At 41.0% G+C, this 22,020-nt stretch carries 22 protein-coding genes, 1 pseudogene and 1 riboswitch; of the genes and pseudogenes, 2 read left to right on the forward strand and 21 right to left on the reverse strand.

The window, feature by feature from the left end; all coding sequences use genetic code 11:
• Positions 1 to 34: 34 nt before the first annotated feature.
• The 7 genes from NSU11_RS18890 to NSU11_RS18920 form a co-directional block, all read right to left on the reverse strand.
• Positions 35 to 874, reverse strand: coding sequence for a methyl-accepting chemotaxis protein (locus NSU11_RS18890; RefSeq protein ID WP_044334940.1), 840 nt, complete (start codon positions 872 to 874; stop codon positions 35 to 37).
• Positions 875 to 1,024: 150 nt separating this feature from the next.
• Positions 1,025 to 1,759: an energy-coupling factor transporter transmembrane component T gene (locus NSU11_RS18895; protein WP_044334942.1), complete on the reverse strand. Its 735-nt coding sequence runs from the start codon at positions 1,757 to 1,759 to the stop codon at positions 1,025 to 1,027.
• Positions 1,749 to 3,347: an ABC transporter ATP-binding protein gene (locus NSU11_RS18900; protein ID WP_044334945.1), complete on the reverse strand. Its 1,599-nt coding sequence runs from the start codon at positions 3,345 to 3,347 to the stop codon at positions 1,749 to 1,751. The genes NSU11_RS18895 and NSU11_RS18900 overlap by 11 nt, the downstream gene beginning before the upstream one ends.
• A complete protein-coding gene (locus NSU11_RS18905) occupies positions 3,322 to 3,921 on the reverse strand; it encodes an ECF transporter S component (RefSeq protein ID WP_024423927.1) in 600 nt (199 codons plus the stop codon). Before NSU11_RS18905 ends, NSU11_RS18900 begins: the two co-directional genes overlap by 26 nt.
• A complete protein-coding gene (gene tenA, locus NSU11_RS18910) occupies positions 3,918 to 4,604 on the reverse strand; it encodes a thiaminase II (protein WP_025093767.1) in 687 nt (228 codons plus the stop codon). The genes NSU11_RS18905 and tenA overlap by 4 nt, the downstream gene beginning before the upstream one ends.
• Positions 4,605 to 4,691: 87 nt before the next feature.
• A riboswitch (TPP riboswitch) is annotated at positions 4,692 to 4,795 on the reverse strand.
• A gap of 56 nt (positions 4,796 to 4,851) precedes the next feature.
• Positions 4,852 to 5,979, reverse strand: coding sequence for a hypothetical protein (locus tag NSU11_RS18915; protein ID WP_044334947.1), 1,128 nt, complete (start codon positions 5,977 to 5,979; stop codon positions 4,852 to 4,854).
• Positions 5,980 to 6,119: 140 nt separating this feature from the next.
• On the reverse strand, positions 6,120 to 6,776 hold the full coding sequence (locus NSU11_RS18920) for a type 1 glutamine amidotransferase domain-containing protein (RefSeq protein ID WP_024427546.1): 657 nt from the start codon (positions 6,774 to 6,776) through the stop codon (positions 6,120 to 6,122).
• A gap of 254 nt (positions 6,777 to 7,030) precedes the next feature.
• Between NSU11_RS18920 and NSU11_RS18925 the strand changes: the two genes are divergently transcribed.
• Positions 7,031 to 7,195, forward strand: coding sequence for a hypothetical protein (locus tag NSU11_RS18925; protein WP_003214630.1), 165 nt, complete (start codon positions 7,031 to 7,033; stop codon positions 7,193 to 7,195).
• 34 nt (positions 7,196 to 7,229) lie between these two features.
• Here NSU11_RS18925 and NSU11_RS18930 read toward each other — a convergent pair whose 3' ends face one another.
• The 14 genes and pseudogenes from NSU11_RS18930 to NSU11_RS18995 form a co-directional block, all read right to left on the reverse strand.
• Positions 7,230 to 7,601, reverse strand: a complete 372-nt coding sequence (locus tag NSU11_RS18930) for a DUF1304 domain-containing protein (protein ID WP_024423930.1) — start codon at positions 7,599 to 7,601, stop codon at positions 7,230 to 7,232.
• Between the two features lie 5 nt (positions 7,602 to 7,606).
• Positions 7,607 to 7,861, reverse strand: coding sequence for an ORF6C domain-containing protein (locus tag NSU11_RS18935; RefSeq protein WP_024423931.1), 255 nt, complete (start codon positions 7,859 to 7,861; stop codon positions 7,607 to 7,609).
• 206 nt (positions 7,862 to 8,067) lie between these two features.
• Positions 8,068 to 10,449, reverse strand: a complete 2,382-nt coding sequence (locus tag NSU11_RS18940) for an immune inhibitor A domain-containing protein (RefSeq protein ID WP_024423932.1) — start codon at positions 10,447 to 10,449, stop codon at positions 8,068 to 8,070.
• Positions 10,450 to 10,638: 189 nt separating this feature from the next.
• The gene (locus NSU11_RS18945) at positions 10,639 to 10,932 is read right to left on the reverse strand and encodes a putative quinol monooxygenase (RefSeq protein ID WP_024423933.1); all 294 of its coding nucleotides are present in this window, start codon (positions 10,930 to 10,932) and stop codon (positions 10,639 to 10,641) included.
• A 25-nt stretch (positions 10,933 to 10,957) separates the two neighbouring features.
• On the reverse strand, positions 10,958 to 11,596 hold the full coding sequence (locus tag NSU11_RS18950; protein ID WP_024427550.1) for a nitroreductase family protein: 639 nt from the start codon (positions 11,594 to 11,596) through the stop codon (positions 10,958 to 10,960).
• Between the two features lie 13 nt (positions 11,597 to 11,609).
• Positions 11,610 to 12,094 (reverse strand): annotated as a pseudogene (locus tag NSU11_RS18955) (MarR family transcriptional regulator).
• Positions 12,095 to 12,245: 151 nt separating this feature from the next.
• On the reverse strand, positions 12,246 to 13,547 hold the full coding sequence (locus tag NSU11_RS18960) for a pyrimidine-nucleoside phosphorylase (protein WP_024423936.1): 1,302 nt from the start codon (positions 13,545 to 13,547) through the stop codon (positions 12,246 to 12,248).
• A gap of 25 nt (positions 13,548 to 13,572) precedes the next feature.
• The gene (locus NSU11_RS18965; RefSeq protein ID WP_024423937.1) at positions 13,573 to 14,754 is read right to left on the reverse strand and encodes a NupC/NupG family nucleoside CNT transporter; all 1,182 of its coding nucleotides are present in this window, start codon (positions 14,752 to 14,754) and stop codon (positions 13,573 to 13,575) included.
• A 166-nt stretch (positions 14,755 to 14,920) separates the two neighbouring features.
• Positions 14,921 to 15,592: a deoxyribose-phosphate aldolase gene (gene deoC / locus NSU11_RS18970; protein WP_024423938.1), complete on the reverse strand. Its 672-nt coding sequence runs from the start codon at positions 15,590 to 15,592 to the stop codon at positions 14,921 to 14,923.
• A gap of 84 nt (positions 15,593 to 15,676) precedes the next feature.
• Positions 15,677 to 16,621, reverse strand: coding sequence for a sugar-binding transcriptional regulator (locus tag NSU11_RS18975; protein WP_024423939.1), 945 nt, complete (start codon positions 16,619 to 16,621; stop codon positions 15,677 to 15,679).
• Between the two features lie 60 nt (positions 16,622 to 16,681).
• Positions 16,682 to 17,557, reverse strand: a complete 876-nt coding sequence (locus tag NSU11_RS18980) for an aldose 1-epimerase family protein (RefSeq protein ID WP_172881074.1) — start codon at positions 17,555 to 17,557, stop codon at positions 16,682 to 16,684.
• A 117-nt stretch (positions 17,558 to 17,674) separates the two neighbouring features.
• Complete coding sequence (locus NSU11_RS18985) at positions 17,675 to 18,136, reverse strand: hypothetical protein (RefSeq protein WP_024423941.1); 462 nt, start codon at positions 18,134 to 18,136, stop codon at positions 17,675 to 17,677.
• Positions 18,137 to 18,161: 25 nt separating this feature from the next.
• On the reverse strand, positions 18,162 to 18,953 hold the full coding sequence (locus NSU11_RS18990; protein ID WP_024423942.1) for an SAR2788 family putative toxin: 792 nt from the start codon (positions 18,951 to 18,953) through the stop codon (positions 18,162 to 18,164).
• A gap of 56 nt (positions 18,954 to 19,009) precedes the next feature.
• The gene (locus NSU11_RS18995; protein ID WP_024423943.1) at positions 19,010 to 19,873 is read right to left on the reverse strand and encodes a S8 family peptidase; all 864 of its coding nucleotides are present in this window, start codon (positions 19,871 to 19,873) and stop codon (positions 19,010 to 19,012) included.
• A 226-nt stretch (positions 19,874 to 20,099) separates the two neighbouring features.
• On the opposite strand from NSU11_RS18995, the gene NSU11_RS19000 reads away from it, so the two are divergent.
• Positions 20,100 to 21,920: an acyltransferase family protein gene (locus NSU11_RS19000; protein ID WP_024423944.1), complete on the forward strand. Its 1,821-nt coding sequence runs from the start codon at positions 20,100 to 20,102 to the stop codon at positions 21,918 to 21,920.
• The last annotated feature ends 100 nt before the right edge of the window (positions 21,921 to 22,020 follow it).

Below are 22,020 nucleotides of genomic sequence, written 5' to 3' on the forward strand. Positions count from 1 at the left end.
AACCTCCGATTCAGCTGGAGGTTTTGTCGTTCTTTTATTTCACTTGATAGTTTACTAAGTCGTTTGCTAATGCTTTCATCGTTTCGTTTGTTTCGTGAAGACCTTCAATAATTTTCGTAAAAGTGCCTACTAGCTCTGCTTGATGCTCAGAGGAAGCGACAATTTGCGCAATTTCTTCTTCCATTCCTTTGATCGACCCCTGCACATCTTTTAGGGCTGTTTCAATATCAGTCGTCGCCTGTTTCGCATGAGTTGACAGCTTTCTCACTTCTGTTGCGACCACTCCAAAGCCTGCTCCTGCTTCCCCTACTCTTGCAGCTTCTATTGATGCATTGAGTCCAAGTAAGTTCGTTTGATCAGAGATACCTTTGATGAGATTGGACACTTGATTGATTTTAGAGGAATTTTCGACAGTGGTTTTCGTATTTTGTAGAATTTGTTCACTTGTCGCTTGTAGTTCCTCTGAATGTGCGGCAACCTGTTGTACCATTGCGACTAGTTTTTCGGAAGCTTCGTTGCTCTCCGTCATGATGTGCTCTAATCGTTGTTGATTTGTTTGGTCATATGCCACACAGAAGGCAGCAACCACTTGACCTGATTCATCTTTAATTGGAACGGCTACGATATCCATTGGAATCCCGTATACTTCTTTCGGAATTTGGATAAACGATGGTTCTCTTCCATTTTTCAGCATGGCAAAGTTTTGGAATCCAGCATCTACTGTATCACCAGCTTTAAATCCTAAATCAATATTCCCATGCTGCTGATAATAAAGAACCTTCTCTTTCCCTAAGACAGAAAAGGTTAGCTGCTCTCTCATAGCAAGTCCAATGATTGGTAAAGCGTCTATTATGTTATCAATTCTCTGTGACATTCGCTTACGTTCATCCTCTCTTTTTCTCAGTACACCTTCTTTATCGGTTCGTTATATGATCTATTACAGCCTGTAATGTGTACTAATATCAATCAAATGACCTAAGACATATAAAAAGCCCACATTCTATCAAGAGAATGTGGGTGTTTTTTAAACAAAGTAAATGCACATGAAGACACTGATACCGATGAGAAAAAGATACATATAGTCAATCCATGAGGTGCTGATGATATGATAATACGTTCGCTCTCTCGTCCCTGTGAAGCCCCTGGCTTCCATTGCAATCGCTAAGCGTTCTGATTTTCGTACGCCTTGCGTAAAAAGGGGCAATGCATAACGCATAAAGGCTTTCCAGCTGTTTTTTTGCTTGTAGCCTCTGATTTTGTGTGCAGCTTTCATTTGTTTTAATTCACTTTGAAATAACGGAATAAACCGGAAACCGGCAAGCATGCCATACGCCCATTTTGGGGACATTCGGCATTGATGAATCAGACTCATCATAAATGCCGTCAAATCTGTTGTGGACGTAAAAAGGAGACCAAATGTCACAAATCCCAGCATTCTAAAAGCGATGGTAAGCCCATTTCTTAAACTCTCCTCTGTGATATGAAACCACGCCCACTTCCAAACGGTATGATCCCCCTTGCCGAAGGCCGCCATCATCCAAAACACCAGAATAAAAAAGAGCAGATAAGGGACAAGCCTTGTAACGAGATACTTCATATTCCATCCACCTAAAACAACTCCAATGCTGAGAGCAAACAGCCAAATGATAAAGGTAGTTTTAGGGTCAGAAATCGCCATGAGACAGCACATCGCAAGCAGATGAGCGAGTAATTTCATGACTGGATTCACAGTAGAAAGAAAGGAGTGATTACTTTGCAATCGTCAGCACGTCCTTTCTTTCTGCCACATAGCGATAATGTAAAGGAGCTCTCAGCTGATAAGCATCGACAAGTTCTTGATTTGAAAATAAATCATAAGGGGTGCCATCATACACATGCCTCCCTTGATGAAACAGAAGCACTTGATCGGCACACTCATCGACAAGCTCCATATCATGTGTGACCATCACAATGGTCGTGCCTTGGCGCTGACGCTGTTTTAAACGCCTCATCAATTCCTTCGCCGTTTTTTCATCCTGCCCGAAAGTCGGCTCATCTAACAGCAATACATCTTGATCAAAAAGGAGCATTGTGGCAACACTTAACCTTCTTTTTTGCCCTAAACTTAAGGTGAAGGGATGTGCTTTTGCATGCTTCTCTAAACCGAACTCTTTCAGCAGCTGAACCGTTTTTTCTTGTACGACTGATTCTGGCCAGTTTCGCTGTCTGCCGCCAAAGGCAATTTCATCGAATACTGTGTCTTGTATAAATTGAAGCTCCGGATTTTGAAACACAAAGCCTGCTTTTTCATATAGTTCTCGGTCTGACCACTTTTTTAGGAGTGTATCTTTTAAGAAAATGTGGCCTTTTTTCGTTGGCTCTAAACGAACCAAATGTTTGAGAAGTGTGCTTTTTCCACTTCCATTTTCCCCAATGATCGCCACCCAATCCCCTGATTTGATATCAAGCTGGAGATCACTCATAATCCTTTTTTTCCCGTAGCTTAATTGAAGATTTTCTGTACGAATCATTGTCTTTCGTTCGATTGATGGCACCTTTTCATGCTGCTCTTTTCGTGCTTTAAAGGTTTGCATAAAGGTTTGACTCAGTGGATGAAATGGATCTTGAATGATCGTGGACCATTTCTCGGGAAATAATTTGGGCCGCCAAATTCCAGCCTCTTTCATTTCTTCCTCATATGCCGTGAGCACATCTTTTGGAGCTCCATCTGCTAAAATGCTGCCTTGATCATCTAATAAAATCACCCGGTCCATCCATTCGATGACACCGTCAAGCACATGCTCTACAAAAATCATGGTCTGCTGCTGATCGGCTGCAAGCTGCTGCAGCAGTTGAAATATGTCCATTCTACCTGCCGGATCAAGCTGTGCGGTTGGTTCATCAAAGAATAGAACATCCGGCTGTAATGCGAGTAAACAAGCAAGTGCCAATCGCTGCTTCATGCCGCCAGATAAAGTGTGAATCTCTGTATGCGGATCGACATCCAGTTGGACTTTTTGCATGAGCTGCTGAATGATGTCATCCATCTCTTCACGAGGGACGGAACGGTTCTCTAAGCTAAAGGCAATTTCTTCATTGACGCGGTGCATACAAAACTGAGAGTCTGGATCTTGAAACATGACGCCTGTATGTCTTTGCAGCACCACTTCCCCCTGCATGTCTGCTTCCACATGCTCTGGAATGATTCCAGCCAGAACCGAAATGAGCGTAGATTTCCCGCTTCCGCTCGGTCCTAAAATAAGCACCTTTTCCCCTTTTTGAATCGTAAGGGAGATTTGATGCAAAACGGGCTTAGGCTGTTCATAAAAACGGACAGAGAGTTCATTGCACGCGAGAAATGAATTCATGCTGTTCACCTTTGTTTCGTTTTTCTTTCATGATGGCATATTGATTCAGTACACCTGTTTTGGATAGTGCGTCTACCACCACTTTCGCAAGGCAGCCGCCAAGTATCATTCCACTGATCATTTGAGTCACAAGGGTCATAAGTAAAACTTGAGGCGTGTAATAACCAAAGCCATTTGCCACGAGACTGTACGCCATCGCTCCGATAGCGGCAAAGGCACCAGAGAGCATCAGTGTCCACATGCGATATCGTTTATAACCAAAAAGAGCGAAGGCGATTTCTGCTCCGAGTCCTTGGCATACACCAATTAGCAGAGCTGAAAGTCCAAAGTGGCTTCCTGTCAATAATTCCACAGCCGCGGCAGCTGTTTCTGCAATCAGAGCAGCCCCCGGCTTTTGAATGATATATGCAACGATTGGACTTGCAATGACCCATATTCCAAACATGATGTTGCCTCCTGCTGGGCCAACAAGTGCTGTAATCGGTAAGTATAGCGTGGACCATCCTAAATAGATCACACCGCACGCAACGGATAAAATCACCGCAAGGACGACTTCTTTCATCTTCCATGTCATGATGAATGCACCTCCAGTTGAACTGGCCACTCTTCAACAGTGAAGGCCATTTCCCAAAACTTGTACTCGAGCTGGCAGCTTAAGATAAAGTGCTGTTTCATTTTTTCCTTTTCCTTCTCACTTGCTGCTTCCGCCAACTGATCGAGCCGCTTGCAAAGCTCACCTGTAACAGAATCAGTTAATCCTCCATAAAACGTGATCCACTCATAAAACGGATGTGAAGGGTCTGGCTGCACATCTGTGAGCATTCGTTTCCCTATCTCCCAATATGTCCAAGGACATGGAAGCAGGACAGCGATGATTTCACCAAGCGTGCCTTCTTGCGCAACTTGCAGCATGTGATGAATATAGTGGTGAGCACTCGGAGCCAAAGAAGCACCTTGGAGCTCATCATATGCGACCCCTGCCACTCGGCAAAGGTTTTGATGAGGGTGCGTCTCACTATCTAGTACAAACGCAATCTGCTGATGGAAAAACGCAATATCCTCCCTGTCTGTACATCTGCTGAGCGCTGCTGCATAAATTTTAATGAATGCTTGTAAGTATTCTGCATCTTGTTTGACGTAATGAATGATTTGTTCCTTTTCCAGCTTTCCTGCTGCCAGGCCTCTGACGAACGGATGCTGATAAATGGCTTCAAATAACGGTTCTGCTTCTTTCCTTAATTGCGTAGAAAATGTCATAAAAAAAGCCTCCTCTTCTTCAGTTGAATAAATGAAAAAGCCACCCCAAATGGAGCGGCCTTCTTATCGATTCAATCATGAATAAGACAAGGTCCAGCTCCACTTCCCTCCGCTAGTACGAACTAGATCAGGTTCAAAGGGTCCAAGATTTTCTCTTGTCTCAGTCATACATGACTCCCCTAGTGGACTTTTGTCATTTAATTATCTTTACTCTACACATGTGGCGATTTGATGTCAACCGCCTTTCTTAATTCAACGTTCTGATTGTTGGCAGCTTCTCGATCCCTGCAGCATAGTAGAAATTCAGCACACTGAAGAAATCAATCGGCTTTCCTGTTTTTAAATCTACAGCTAAAATATGATCACCGTAATTTGTCATATCATCAATATCTAAGCGTCTTGGTGTTGTCTTCCCGAGTGTATCAACAAAGCTACTATGGTAGTACTGCCCGCTAGCAAACGATGATTCATGATACATAAATAAAGTCTCCACATCTAAGTAGACGAGAATGGCCTCAGAGGAACTTGCATATGGAGCGGAGTACGACACTGGTGCTGAAATACTTTTCACTTTTACACTGTCAACAGAATGAGTTCTCTGTTCATATTTTCCATCATATGAGAAGTAAAACACACGCTCCCATTTATAATCGGCGGTCTTTGTTTGCTTATTGTACACTTTTGTACCATTTGCAAATACATCACCGTTTGCATACTCAGCTACAAAATATTGCAAGGTGGACGAAAGGGATACAGCCCCCGTGAAATTGGGCGGGTTTTTTGCATTCACTTGTATCGTGTAGGAGTCTCCAAATTCTCCGCCGCTTGTAATACCGAATGCATAATCACCTGCTGGTAAATTGGTCAATCCAAGCAGGCTGCCTGCCGGTTGAATTAAATCTGTCGGGTAGGCTTGTCCTGTTTCATAATCAACAACAAATAATTGAACAAAATAATCAGGGTTTGAAGAGGTAATTCGGCTGATGAGTGCCTGAGGTGAAGATGTGCTTAAAAACCATAAATCAACTGGATCGTCCTCTGTTAAGACAGCCGATTGATTAATAGCTAGTCCATCAATGGAGCGAACGGCAGACGTGCGCATTTTGCCTTCTTTAGCAGCTTTTCGTTTGATATTAATTCCTTTCTTCTTATTCACTTTAAATGATTTTTTCACTTGCTTCTGTTGAATAGCGGTTCCTTCATCCTGCTTCAAAAACGACTCTTGGACTTGCTGAATCGCTTTTTCCGTCAGTGGTGATATTTTCCCTTCTGATTTCGGTGCTTCTTCTGCTTTTAATGCTGGTGAAAACAAACCTGTTGCGACGAGTAAAACAGACAGTAAAGCTGCGGTGATTTTGACATAAAATGCTCTCACAGGAACATCCCCTTTTTCCTCATTTGGGTTTTTTACCCTGTGATTATTTTACCATTATTCTCATTATTGTTTTGGTCTTTTTTGGGACATTTTTATAACAAAAAAACCAGCCGCATGAGTTACGACTGGTTTTGATCGTTTTATGCAATGGTTTTGACAAACAAGCGTGCTGTTTCTGCACTTGATCCCGGGTTTTGTCCAGTGATGATTTGTCCGTCAACAACAGCAAATGGCGCAAAGGCATCTCCTTTTTCAAACGCTGCCCCCTGCTCACGAAGTTTTGTTTCCAATAAAAATGGAACTTTTGATGTCAGCTGAACGGCTTCCTCTTCTTCGTTTGTGAAGCCTGTGATTTTTTTGCCTTCGATAAATGATTTGCCATTTTGGTCCTTCACATCAACGAATGCTGAAACACCATGACAAACGGCTCCGATCGCACCATTTTTATCTGATACCGCTAAGATCGCATCCGCTACCAGTTGATTAGACGCAAAGTCGATCATAGGCCCGTGCCCTCCAGCAAAGAAAATTCCGTCATAATCAGCGGGATTCACATCTGTAAGCGCCTTTGTGTCTTGAAGTAATTCATATACATCTTGATATTGCGCTGGGACACCTTCAGGAATTGAATTTTTGTCAATTGGTACAGTGCCACCTTGAATAGAAACAATTTGTACTTCTAGTTCATTTTCTTTAAAAATATGAAATGGCTCTGCTAACTCTTCTAGCCATAAACCTGTTGGATGTCCATTCATTTCCGGGCTGCTTGTCGATACTAATAACACTTTCTTACTCATCTTGATCATCCTTTCGATTTATCCTGTGGCTATTTTATATTTCGCACAATTAAATATCAAGCAATATGACTTTAGGCCGGATTATTATGTTATACCCGATTTTCTAAAAAATATGGTATGACTCCAAATCTAATCAATATGTCACATTCTATTGGTAGGGAATTTCATGTAAAATTGTCATTGAGTGATATAATATGAGGAAAGATTGACAGTTCTCTCGTCACATGAGGGATTTTTAAAGGAGTGGAAAAGAGATGAAAACCTATTCGATTGTGATGATCATCATCACGCTCTGTATTATATTGGCCGTCTTTTTGATGAACCTAACGGGGGTCATGTACGGAAAAATCATTTTGGCCGTTGCCGTAGCCCTTTGTCTAACATCCATTATTCGTTTGATGGGTCTTCGAAAAAGATAAAAGCCGCCCTCACTAGGGGCGGCTTTATTTAAGATTAGATCGCCAGCATCAGTGCAATGAGTGCAAGCAGTGCTGGTACTCCTTGTTTGATGATAATTGATTTATTGGATGTTACACCGCCAAATACTGCTGCGATGAGCACACAAAGAATGAAAAACAGCTGAATCATATATCCAACGGTATTCGATCCAAGAATGAGCCCCCAAATGAGTCCTGCAGCTAAAAACCCGTTATAAAGCCCCTGATTGGCAAACATCACTTTGACATTTGGATCTTTTTGCAAGTGTTCTGGCAGCTTAAAAGACCGCTTCGCCATCTTTGATTCCATAAAAAACATTTCTAATAACATGATGACAATGTGTTCTAAAGCGACAATTCCTACTAAAATCATTGCTAAAATATTCAATTTAGTTAATTCCTTTCTGGTAGACGTTCACGAATCTCTATTTTGTCCGTGTATAAATCAAAGTCTTGTATCAATTCTAGCGCTTCTGTAAAGCGACTTTGTGGAATGTCTTTCATTTTTCTCACGCCGAATTCCTTTTTAATAAAAGCCATGATGGTATTGATATGAAGCTTACCGTGGCCAGCATACTCCAAATGGCTGCAAAAAGTCTGCATCGTCCCTCGAATCACCTTTAATTGCTTGGCAGTGACACAACTCATTGGTAACGCTCATCCTTTCCTTTGTTTTAACAGCTAAAAAGAATCATGGTTGAAAGAAAAACCTTCCAGTGTCTATTATATAATGGTTTCATTCGGATATCAAAATAAAAAAGAACAGACATTCGATTTAAAAAACAATCGTGCCCTCACAATCCTTTTCTCACATATCAAAAAGCCGGATTCAATGGTAGAATCCGGCTTTCTATTTAGTTACTTTTCGAAATTAACACCTTTCCAACAGAACGATCCTTACTTTGTCCAACGACTTTAAAGGATAACCCATATGTCGGTACATCGCGTCCTGCATCTGGGTTGTTTGGATTCACATAGTTCTTTTTATCACTAAATGTACGAGCCGGGCGAATGTAGCGATCTTGCAAAGTTAAGCCCGTTGTTGCTGTATAATCTATATTCAGCTTCGTACTTGGATTCAAAGAGAATGCTGCATCATGTACTTGGAACCCTGTTGCGGCAATGGAACCGTCACTCCATTTTAATACTTGCTGATCTGCATCTACTACGCCAAGGAAGCCGTTCCCCGGATGTTTTCCTACCCAGTTATCACTGTATGATTGATCGACATACCACACGACCAATCCGTTATTATAGCTCATCAGACTTGCCCCGCGTTTAATATGCTTTAAGCCTTTATCGACATCAGCATAAGAGCGCCACTCTAGTAAATAGTATTGTGCTGCATATTGTTTTCCATTAGATTTTGAGAATCCATTAAAGGTAAAAGTAGGCGTGTCCTCGGCATCATCTGACCATACTTTCGTTCCATCTGCCGTGATGTTCAGGTCATCTACGAATAAGCCTGGAAGTGAATAGCCTGCATCAGTTGTGTAACGGAATTGCAGGTCGATTTTCTTCCCTGCATAAGCAGACAGGTCAAAGGCTGCATCTACCCAGCCGTCTGATTTTCCGTCGATGCCATTGCCTTCGTTTGCACCTGCTTCATTTCGATCATTCGTGATGTTACCCGCGATGGTCTTCCATTGATCAGTTCCTGTTTCACGCACTTCGACATACGCATAATCATAATCTTCTTCAATATCGTACCATGCTTTAAATGTCAGCTCTGCTTTGCTTCCTTTTGACAAATCAATACCTGTTGTCGTCATGGTTGCATTCAAATTGTCACCCGTTCCGCTGAAATACGAATATTTCCCTTGAGCAGGTGTCGTAACGACAATCTCTTTATCTGGTAAATCGACTCGAACGGCATCATGGTTCGTTCCTTTTGTTGCTGCTTCATCAATTAATACTGTTTTGCTTTTCTTTAATGTTTTACCATCGATGGTTTGTCCAGAAAGCCAGTTGCCTCCATGCAGATTTTGAAGCATTTCTTTCGCATATGGGCTAAAGCCTGTTGGTTCCGTACCAGGAACTTTACCTGCCCAGCTTCCGCTTGACATGATCGACCAGTAAGAAACGGGCTCTCCTCTGCCTGTGTACTGTGTATCGTACTCGTCAGGAAGACCAAGATCATGTCCGAATTCATGTGTGAACACACCTGCTGCGCCATCCTCAGGCTCGATGGTGTAATCCAATGCGCCTAATTTCCCGCCTTGACCAACTTCCGATTCAGTATCCGGAATTTCAAATACATCACCAAGTGACCAGCGGTGTGACCAAATCGCATCAGCGCCAAGTTGTCCGCCGCCTGCTTCTTCACCTACGCCGGCGTGAACGACCATCAGATGGTCAATGATGCCGTCTGGCTCGTTATAAACACCGTCGCCATCAATATCATAGCGGTCCCATTGATCATACTCGCTTAGATCAATATTCGGATCTTTTGCTGCTGCTTCGAGTGCTTCTTTCACCAATTCGCGCGGTCTGCCGTCACTGCCTGAATCGTCAGGTACGTTCCCGCCGTAATAAGCTGCTTCATGCTTCGCTGTATACCATCCTGCAACTGTTCCACTGACTGTGTAACTCCCGCCGGACTGCTTTTCATAGTATTGCTTCATGGATACTTTCCGTTTCCCATCAGGACCGATGTAGCCATTTTTTCCGAAAAGCATATCTTGATAGTGCTGTTGATCGTACTTGTCATAGTACATATCAGTCTCTTCTTTTTTAATACTATTATGCTTATAATCTTTAAAATCTACTAATAAAACCAATACTTTATCATTGCGGACGTCACCTTTATACTTTTCCTTTTTGACCGGTTTTACTTGATTGCTTTCTTTTCCTTTATGCTTCTTTAATTTTTTCTTTTTGGCAAGTTTGTTATGTACCTCTTGTTTGTATTCTTTCAGGAATTCAGGCTCTTCTGTTAAGGTGCTGGCACTTTGTTTCATTGCTGATTCTTCTTTTTTCTTTAGATAGTTCTTTAATGCTTTTTGGGTTTCTGCCTCATTGGCATTCTTTTTGATCTTTCCTTGTTTTTTCAAGGCTTTGACAAGACGGTCTTCATTCACGACACTTGAGTCAAATGGAATACCTGAATAATGACCGCCATCAGAGGATGTTGATTTTTCTGTGGTGTGGGCAGATAGAGGGGTGCTGAAAGCTGTCAATGTGCCTAAACTTAGGACAGCGGTTAGTGCAATTTTCGTCCATTTCCCTTTTTTCATATTGGTTCCTCCCTATTTTGGTAATAAATAATATCTAATTCTAGCATATTCCAATATAGTTAAGTCGAAAAACATTTTATTTTCAGAAATTTTGTGGAAAATGCACAATACGTGAATGAAAGGGGTGGAACCATTTGTCGAAAATAAAAGAACCCTAGGCGTTAACCGCCTAGGGTGTTTGTTGTTTTTCTATGAAAGCTGCTGGCCTTGAAATGCAACCACGTCAAGTGGAGCGGCTAAGAATTCTTTTGCCTTCGCGACGAAAGCCTGGAAATGAGCACTTGCATTATGGCTCTGAACCGCAGCGTCATCTTTCCACACTTCTACCATTAAAAAGGTATTTTCCTTTTCTGTATCCTTGAACAGCTTGTAGGAAACATTGCCTTCTTCAGCCTGTGAAGCTTTCATTAACTCATTGATTTCTTCTAAAAATACGTTTTCTTTTTCTGGATGAATGGTCATCCCTGCATGAATAATAATCATTTGATCGTCTCCTTTTGAAAAGATATTATTTCCACTCAGCAATACGATCAACCGGTAAGCGGTAAGATGCATAGCCTTCGTCGGCTGCTTTCCCAATTGATAGCAGCATGACTGGTACATAACGTTCTTTATCCCATCCAAATGTTTCAGCGATGACTTCTTTATCATATCCGCCAATTGGATTTGTATCATAACCGTGTGCACGTGCAGCAAGCATAAGCTGCATAGACACAATCCCACCGTCAATTAAGATGGTTTCGCGGTTCACTTGCTCCGGAAGAACCTCAAAGTGTGCAGTTAATGCAGCAATTTGTCTTTCTTTCACTTCTTGCGGCATGTAGCCATGCTCTACTGCTTTTGAATAAATTTCTTCTAAGTATTCATTGCTTTTCATATCTGCAAATACTGCAATGACAGCTGCTGATGTTGACACTTGAGTTTGGTTGAATTTTGCAAGTGGTGCAAGCTTTTCTTTTCCTTCTGGGCTGTCAATAACCATGAAGCGCCAAGGCTGTGCATTTACTGATGATGGTGCAGTTGTTGCTTCTTCTAAAATCTCTGTCATTTCTTCTTTGCTGATTTTCACAGATGGATCATAGTTACGAATAGAGCGGCGCCCTTTCATAATTTCCATAAAATCGTTTGTTTTTAATGTTGTAGCCATGTGTAACACTCCTTTAGGTTGTTTGAATCTTTTCGATGTTTTGTTGTATACGGATGAGCACATCAGTGAGAAGCCTTCGTTCTTCTTCACTTACGTTTTCAAGCATTTCTGAGATAAATCGTTCTTTTTCTATTTTAGAAGCTTCGATTCTTGTTCTGCCTTCGTCTGTTAAGCGGACAAGTGTGACTCGATTGTCTTCTGGTTTTCTTCTGCGTGTGACCATTCCTTTTGTTTCTAACTGTTTCAAGTGACGCGTCACAGCTGCACTATCAATATTTACTTTTTTCTGCAAATCTGATTGGCTGATTTCATCGGCTTGGAATAACAGCGATAGCAACTCAAGTCTTGATTGGCTGATGCCCGTGCATGCTTCGAACTTCACGCCCATCATACGGTTCACGCACTGCAAACGATATAATACCTCTGCCTCTTCAGAGCAAAATGCAGTCAATGCCATCCCCTCTTTTCTATTCAGAAATCAATTACTTGATATATCAATCATTGACTCGTCAATTAATATACACCCATTGTTTGATGATTGCAAGAGGTTTGTTTCATAAAGTGAATTTTTTTATTTCAATAGAAAAAGACGAGCCTAAAATGACCATAAAAAAAGACAAAAGCGACGAATCACTTTTGTCCTTTTTCTTTATTCAGTAATGACTGTGTGGATCAATGTTGGTGCATCGGCATGATCAGCAATGCGGATGTTGTCATAAATTTTCTCCATGACATTTGCAACATCTTCACGATTCGCATGCAGAGTCACAAGTGAATCTCCTTTTTCAACACGATCGCCCACTTTTTTGTTCAGCATGATGCCGACAGATAGGTCGATATCGTCCTCTTTTGTTGCGCGTCCTGCTCCAAGGATCATCGCTGCAACACCGATTTCGTCCGCGACGATTTCAGCTACGACACCTGATTCTTTTGCAGGTACTTCGATTTTGTAAGGTGCTTGCGGCAGTTTTTCAGGCTGATCCACAATTGAGCTGTCTCCACCTTGGTTTTCTAAGAATTCCTTGAATTTCTCAAGTGCTTTGCCGTTTTTCATCACTTCAATCAGCTTTTCTCTTGCTTCATCAAGTGTGTCTGCTTTTTTCGCAAGAACGACCATTTGACTTCCTAATGTGAGCACAAGCTCGTTTAAGTCTTCAGGACCTTCGCCTCGGAGTGTGTCAATCGCTTCTTTCACTTCAAGGGAATTTCCAATCGCTAATCCTAGCGGCTGAGACATGTCAGAGATGACCGCCATCGTTTGTCTGCCAACGTTGTTTCCGATGCGAACCATTGCTTTTGCAAGCTTTTCTGAGTCTTCTGGTGTTTTCATGAAAGCACCTGCGCCTGTTTTCACATCAAGTACAATCGCATCTGCACCAGCAGCAATTTTCTTACTCATAATGGAGCTTGCAATAAGCGGAATTGAGTTAACAGTTCCTGTTACATCACGAAGAGCATACAGCTTTTTATCAGCTGGTGTCAGGTTGCCTGATTGGCCAATAACGGCTACTTTATGACGGTTCACGAGCTCGATGAATTCGTCTTTTGTAATTTCTACGTGGAAGCCTTTGACCGCTTCAAGCTTGTCCACTGTACCGCCTGTATGCCCAAGACCGCGCCCTGACATTTTCGCGACAGGTACATCTAGTGCCGCAACAAGAGGAGCGAGTACAAGCGTTGTTGTATCGCCTACACCGCCTGTTGAGTGCTTGTCTACTTTAATACCTTCAATGGCAGACAGGTCAATTGTATCTCCTGAGTTCGCCATAGCGAGTGTTAAGTCTGCACGTTCTTGATCCGTCATATCTTGGAAGAAAATCGCCATAGCCAAGGCACTTGCTTGGTAGTCAGGAATTGTTCCGTCCGTATAACCTTTGACAAAGAAAGAAATTTCCTCTGAAGTTAATTCTTTTCCGTCACGTTTTTTCGCAATGATATCTACCATTCTCATTGTTTTCACCATTCCTTTTTTTAAATTAGTAAATCAAACCGACAACGCCTGCTGTTAAGAAGCTGACAAGAGTTGCACCGAATAACAGCTTTAATCCAAAGCGTGCGACTACGTTTCCTTGCTTTTCGTTTAAGCCTTTAACTGCTCCAGCAATGATGCCGATAGAAGAGAAGTTCGCAAATGATACAAGGAATACAGAAATAATCGCTTCTGTACGAGCACTGAATTGGAAAGCATCACCGGATAGAATTTGCATTGCAACAAATTCGTTAGATACCATTTTGGTCGCCATAATGCTTCCTGCTTGTACCGCTTCGCTCCAAGGAACACCAACAATGAACGCAAATGGAGCAAAGACGTATCCAAGTACATCTTGGAAAGAAACACCGATGGCAGCTGTAAAGATACCGTTAATCATCGCAATTAATGCAACAAATCCAATCAACATTGCAGCAACAACAATCGCTACTTTGAAACCATCCATAATGTATTCGCCAAGCATTTCGAAGAAGGATTGTCTTTCTTCCTCAACGACTTCAAGCATGTCTTCGTCCTTAGATACTTCATATGGATTGATGATCGATGCGATAATAAATCCACCAAATAGGTTCAGCACAAGTGCTGTAACCACGTACTCTGGCTTAATCATTTGCATGTACGCACCAACAATCGACATCGATACTGTCGACATTGCAGATGCACACAATGTATAAAGACGCTGCTGAGGTAATAATCCAAGCTGTTTCTTAATAGAAATAAAGACTTCTGATTGACCTAAAATCGCAGACGCTACTGCATTGTAAGATTCTAGTTTCCCCATACCGTTTACTTTACTAAGCAAATATCCGATTCCGCGTACGATAAGCGGAAGAATACGCCAATGCTGCAGAATACCGATTAACGCCGAGATAAAGACGATCGGCAGTAAAACATTGATGAAGAAAGTGGACGCATTATCATTCATTAACCCGCCAAATACAAAGTTGATTCCTTCGCCGGCATAGCCTAGAAGCATTTGGAATCCTTTTGCAAAGCCTCCGACTAGAAAGTTTCCAACACCTGTATTGAGCAGAATATAACCTAAAATAAATTGCAGTACAATCATGACAATTACTGGACGGAATTTCACTCGTTTTTTTCCATTACTAGCCAGCCATGCAATGGCGAGAATCACTAGCAAACCGATGATACCAATCACGTATTTCATGTTTTTCCTCCTTGAATGAATTCGTTTACATTAATGCGCTTGTATGGAACAAACCCTATTTCGCAAACAAAACGCGGAAGAAATTCCCAGAAGTGAGTTCCTTCCGCATATGACTTTTTCATCATTTATGAGTCATGAATGTTATCCTACCATAGGATCGTATGAATTAATAGTCTTTCGAAGGAGCTGATTGATCCCCTTTGATAATGGAAACGCCTGCACTTGCGCCAATACGGGTAGCACCTGCAGCTGTCATTGCCTCAACGTCTTCTTTTGTTCTCACGCCGCCTGATGCTTTCACACCGATGTCAGGTCCTACTGTTTTACGCATTAATGCAATGTCCTCAGCCGTTGCACCGCCCGTACTAAATCCAGTCGATGTTTTCACAAAATCTGCGCCCGCTTTCACTGAAAGCTCACAAGCTTTGACTTTTTCTTCATCAGTAAGTAAACATGTTTCAATAATGACTTTCACTAATGCTTTGCCTTTTGCTGCGTCTACAACTGCACGAATATCTTGTTCAACCACATCATATTCGCCGTCTTTCAATGCCGCAACATTGATGACCATGTCCACTTCTGTTGCACCGTTTTCAATGGCATCCTTTGTTTCGAATGCTTTCACTGCTGTTGTGTTTGCGCCTAACGGGAAACCGATGACTGTACATACATCAACACCTGTTCCGGCTAGTTCTTTCGACGCTAGAGATACCCAAGTTGGGTTTACGCAAACAGATGCAAATTGATGAGTCTTTGCTTCTTCAAGTAACTGCATAATTGCAGCTCTAGTTGTATCTGGTTTTAGTGCTGTATGATCAATGAGCTTTGCTATCGTCATGCTTCACACTTCCTTTTAATTATGATACTTTCATCATATATGACGAATGAACAATTGTAAACATGGTTATGAAATTTTGTTCATCTATTTTGTGACATTTAAAAGAGCCCTCGCTGTGTGCTGATCGATGATCAATACATTGGCATATTTCCCTCTTAGTGCACCGTGTATAGAAGCCACCTTTCGATGACCGCCAGCGACAAGAATGGATCGTTCTTTTGTCCTTAAATCATCTAGCTCCACGCCAATTGTGCGGTTGTTAATGGCTTCACTGCAAATGCGTCCATCTTGATCATAAAAACGTGAGCAAATGTCTCCGACACTGGATTCCTTGAGGAGCACTTTTTCTTCTTCACGGAAATAACCTAGTCTAAACAAAAGTGCTTCATCTCTTACCGTTCCAACAGTAAACACAGCGATATTCGCCTGCTTGCCCATTTCAATAATTCGCTGAATATGTCTGTCCTGCTCCACCATTTCCTTGACAGCAGCACTATCAAATACAACAGGAAGCGGCAAATAGCGCGGTGCTGTTTGAAAGGCCTCAGCAAACAGCTGGATGGTTTCCGCCGAATATGTATTCACATGAGAGTGGCTGATTCCGCCCTTGAGCTGGACAACCTCTACACCTTTTACCTGTTTAGGTTGCATCTTTTGTGCAATTTGATACATAGTCGTTCCCCAGCTCACGCCAACGATATCGCCGTCTTTCACTGTCTCTTGCAAGTAATCTGCACCAAATCGGCTCAAATAATCGGTGATGGTTGGATAGTCGTCCTTTGGCGAAAACACCACATGAGCTTCGAGCAGGTCATATTTTTCCTTGAGCAGTGAAGAAAGCTCATTTAAATCCTCAAACGGATCCATCACCGTAATCTGGACGTACCCCTTCTCTTTCGCATATTGAAGCAGCCGAGATACAGTCGGCCTCGACAGGTCGAGCTGTTTGGCAATTTCCTGCTGGCTGTAATCAGACAAATAGTAAAGCCTTGCCGCTTCAATACTCAGCTGTTGTTTCTCTCGATCCATTCATACGCCCCCTTTTTTCTTCTATCATAACAAATCGTTCACCTCATCATGCACAAATGTTCATTTAAAGAAAATTGTATAAGCGGCATGAAAGGTCTCATTCTTTTCTAATGTTTGAATGCCAAACTTCTCTTTATACTGTCCATTCGTCCCTTCCCTATCGGCGATGCCATACCACGGCTCAATACAAACAAAAGGAGCCATCGTTCCTTTTTCTTGATCATAAGGCGACCAAATGCCAACGAACGGAAAACCAGTGAGATCGACCTCAACTCCGTGACCTGCCCTAGAAGTCAAAGACACTCGATTGATATGGCTAAAGATCATCGCATCATGCTGAAAAAGCTCTGGGCGAAGCTGGATCGGCTCAAGCTGAATGCCTTTTTCTTTCTCCCTGACAAGTGAATTCCGCAGTTCATATTGCACAGGGAGATGTTCAGTGGAAGGTGTCAATGTGAGTGAATAATCTGGTGTTTGCTCACCTTCAACAAGCGGAATACGAAATGCTGGGTGTCCTCCAATGGAGAAATACATCGTATCCTCTCCGTCATGATCAATTTCCCAGGAAATCTTCAGTCCATTTTCCAATAGTTCATAACGAATTCGCGCTGTAAATTCATACGGGTATTGCTTCACGTGCCGGCCTCTTGATTCATATTGAAAGGTCACCGTATGCTCCGTTTCTTCATATAAATCAAAATTGACATCACGTAAAAACCCATGCTGTGTGAGCTCAAAGGTTTGATCGTCAATCTTGTATTGATCATTCATTAATCGCCCAACAATCGGAAACAAGACAGGCGACACCCTGCCCCAATAAGCTGGATCACCAGACCACATATAGTGACGCCCGCTTTCCTTGTCAAGCACCTCCCTGACTTCCGCTCCTTTTTCATGAATCTGAACCAATAACTGATCATTTTCAATCGTTTTCATTCAATACATCCCCTTTCCTTCTACTTTTATTATGACAGGGATTTTGGTTTTGAGTATAAAAGAGTTCGTTAGAATAAAAAAGACTTCTCCCTTCTAGGGAAAAGCCGTTAAAATTACTTATTCATCATCTTCTTGTATAGTCCATCTAAGGCCTTTGATTTGTTTTAAACTCTCAATTTCTTCTTCGTTTTCAGGAAAAATATAGCTCTCCTCTTCATGTGAGCTTGAAACCAGCCACTCTTTCCCATTTTTGAAGAATGATAAATCCTCCAGTAAATTAGGGTGAATCCACCCGTATAGAGAGTTCGAAAGTTCTTTCAACAGATTTTTTGTGTGTTCATTGGCATAATAATAATAAACATATGCTGTTTGACCATCTCCTAGAATCGTGGTAGCCCATTCAGACTCTTCCTTCATTTCTTTAAGAGATGGAGAAAGTTTATCTAGAATTTCACGATAATCAGCAAAATCAGCAAAATCTTTTCTAAAAACTAATTGGAACTCATCACATACTTCACAACATAAATCGATGAGCGCATTGTATTCCTTCTTTTTTGGTTGACGATTAAGGACAATCATCGAAAACCTCCTCTATCTGGACTTCTTATCTAGGAGCGCCAAAAAAAGCATGTGCTCCAGTTCTTTCATATTTACCTTTTAATTTATAAACTGGATGATAGTGATAGTGTTTATTTTTTCCTTTTTTGTCAATTTCCGCACCTATTACTTTTCCAATCGGACTGGCTGCTTTAGCAATAGATTGTGCATTGCTTTTGGAAGTAGACCATGTATCTTTTTTCTGAGCTAATCTTTTTACAGCGTTTGCACGACTTACACCTTTTCCAATAAATAAATGAGGTTTATCTTTGTCTCGATAAGCAATAAAGTGATTATGTTTATTGTCTTTCCTTTTTATAAATTCAGAATAAGCAATATAGGTAACACCTACTACTGTTACTGCAAGTCCCAAAGCTAATAAATGTTCTAATAGAACTGCCCCAATAGCAATACCAATAGGAATAACAAATGCAAAAGATGCTTGAATATCTTCAGAATTCACTTCATATTTCTTATCATCTTTTGTATCTTTAAACGTAACATCTAAATTATCATTTAAAAGTGTCTGCAAGTCAACTTCATAATCCTTTGAAACCTTTTCACCTTCACTACCAATTTCTTCAGTTTGATAACTGATTTCTGCTGTTTTTTTATTTAGAGTTAGAATACCAGTTACTCCCTCTTGCTCCTGTGAAATTACATATTTTTCATTGCTATCTTCTAAAACATGAAAATCTTTTGTGGTAACAGCCTCTGTTTTATTTGGAAATTGGAAAAACAAAGTTATAACCAGCGATAGACATATAACAATTGAGATTAACTTACTTATTTTATTCATCCTAAACTATACCTCCGAGTTTCCTGTTTTAAAAAACAATTTTATTTAAATAATCTTCAATACCATTTTTTTAAGATTTTATATATTTGTTGGTTTAAACTTTCTTCAGAATTAATATTAAAACGTTCCCGGTACTGTAAAATTAAGCTTACTACACCTGTAATATGGGCACTCGCTAAAGAGGTGCCACTTTCAATTGCATAATTGTTATGAGGCCTAAGAACTGGTATATCTACACCCGGAGCAGCAAAATCGTAATTTCCTTTAGATGAAAATTCAGCTACCTTCTTATGCTTATCCACAGCGGTTACAGAAAAAACATTCTCATAAGCAGCTGGGTAATCCATTTTTCTTCCATACTTATTACCAACAGCAGCTACTATAATTATGTTTTTTTGTATTGCTTTGTCTATAATCTTCTTAACAGCTGGATCATCTTTCATTAATCCAAAACTAGCATTGATAACATCAATTTTATTATCAATACACCATTGAACAGCTTTGACAAAATTTTTTATTGAACCCTTGCCTGTTGAATCTAGAATTTTAACAGGATATAACTCTACATTCTGCGTTATACCCACAAGTCCAATTTCATTATCATTAGCTGTGATTATTCCAGCTACAGCAGTACCGTGCCCTAAACTGTCCTCTTGTTCTCCTCCTGTGCCAATTGTGTTTAGTCCTTTTTTAACTTTACCTACCAAATCAGGATGTGTCCCATCTATCCCACTATCAATTATTGCTATTCGTACACTTTCTCCTCCTCTATTATTTTCCACATATTTTTTTGTTAACTTTGTGCCCCATGGAATCTGTTGATGAATATTAATAGTGAAGTTTAAATTTTTTGAGTGCAATTCAAAACACTTAAAATAAATTAAAAGAACTATTAATATTATCAAAAATCTTTTTATCAAACTATTGATTCAACACCACTCCTTTTTTTCATATATTATTCTATATTATGGTTTTAAGTCAATATAAAACCAAAAATGTTATATATTAATATATGCTGGTTTACAATAAAAATTTATTGAATAAATTCAAACTAAATATTATGCGTTAACGTCTATTATATATACAATATATGAGTAACCTTTATTAAATACAGGTTCTTTTTCAATTGATGGGGGATTCATTTTCATGAACAGCAAGGAAAATCGTTTTCGTTATATTTTAGGATTAGATGGACTAAGAGCCGTTGCTGTATTGGCAGTCATTGCTTATCACTTACATATCGGACCCGCAAGCGGCGGGTTTCTTGGCGTTGATTTATTTTTTGTCATTTCTGGTTACTTGATTACAACGATCTTGTTACATAAGCAGGATTTAGGCTATCAAGAGCTTTTGCCATTTTGGATGGGACGGATCAGGAGGCTTCTTCCAGCCGCTTACATCATGATTTTTATAACCGTCAGCTGGTGCGCGATTGCTGGATCAAACGCATTATTGTCCATTCGTGGCGATGCCATATCGTCCTTTTTTTATGTCAGTAACTGGTGGTACATTTTTCACCAACTTTCATATTTTGATAGCTTCAATGCCCTATCTCCACTGAAAAATTTGTGGTCTCTGGCAATAGAAGAGCAATTTTATATCATTTGGCCGGTACTGTTGATTGCAGGGCTGAAATGGGTAAAAAACAGATCCCATCTGCCTATGATCACCTTTGGACTTGCACTTGTCTCTGCCTTATGGATGACGATTCTTTATTCACCAGATACCGATCCAAGCAGGGTTTATTATGGAACAGATACTCGTGCATTTGCGCTCCTGATTGGATGCAGCCTGGCATTTGTGTGGCCTATGCAAAGACTGTCCAGCAAAAAATTACTTCCTGTTGGCAGACGTATTTTACATATTGCCGGGTTCGGTTCGTTTGCGATTTTCCTCCTTTGTGTTTATGCAGTGGACGATTTCGATGCCTTTCTCTATCAGGGCGGCATGCTTTTATTCTGTCTGAATGCGGCCATCTTAATTGCGTGCGTCTGCCACCCTGCTAGTCTTATAGGAAAATGGCTGTCCTTTCAGCCGCTCGTCTGGCTTGGTAAGCGGTCTTATGGTATTTACCTGTGGCATTATCCCATTATCGTACTAACCACACCGGTCATTGAAATTGGACAGCCTTCCATAGCGCGTGTCACATTGCAGCTCATCGCCATTTTACTAGTTGCTGAGGCTTCCTATCGCTTCATCGAACAGCCGATCCGCCAGCATGGTTTCAGACAATATTTTTCCTCTTGGTCTATTTGGAAAAAAGGAATCAAACAGTGGTCTACATCTAATAAGGTGTTCCTTGGAATCACAGCAGCTCTTTTGATCTTATTTATCATTGGCATGTCTAACTCGTCCACTTCCTCCCCACATGTGAAGGAAGTGACGCAAATTAAGACCGCACCGAAAAAAACAGCCGAACCGGAATCAAAAGCGAAGAAAAAGAAAGAAAAGCACGAGAAAAAAGCAGCTGATCAAAAACAATTTCACCAAGTTCTTGCCATTGGTGATTCTGTCATGCTAGACATTGCGCCGAATCTTGAAAAAGCATATAAACAAATCACCATCGATGGGAAAGTTGGCAGACAGATGAACGAAGCCATCAGCATCGCCCCTCAATACAAATCATTTAATCAATCTGATGCTGCTGTTATCATTGAACTTGGGACAAATGGTTATTTTACTGAGGACACGCTGAAAGCATTCATTCAAAACTTTTCAAAGGCACATATTTTCCTAGTGAATACGAGGGTTCCAAGGTCATGGGAAAATGATGTGAATGCGGTCATTCAGCGAGTGGCTGATCAAGATCAAAACGTCACCTTAGTCGATTGGCATTCAGCCGCTACTGGACAGCCATCCTATTTTCAGTCCGATGGGGTCCACCTTTCAAAAAAAGGTTCTGACACATTGACACAGCTCATCACAGCAAGCATTAAGAAAAAAGGGGATGTGTCGACGTCATCATAAAAAGACTAGCAGAATGCTAGTCTTTTTTTCAGCGTGATAGAAAACCTTTGCAGTCGAGGAAGGGCGAGTACCGGCGCGGAGCGAATTTGACATTCGTAAG

This window comes from Bacillus sp. FSL R5-0712 (genome assembly GCF_038593285.1).
Lineage (GTDB): Bacteria > Bacillota > Bacilli > Bacillales > Bacillaceae > Bacillus > Bacillus safensis.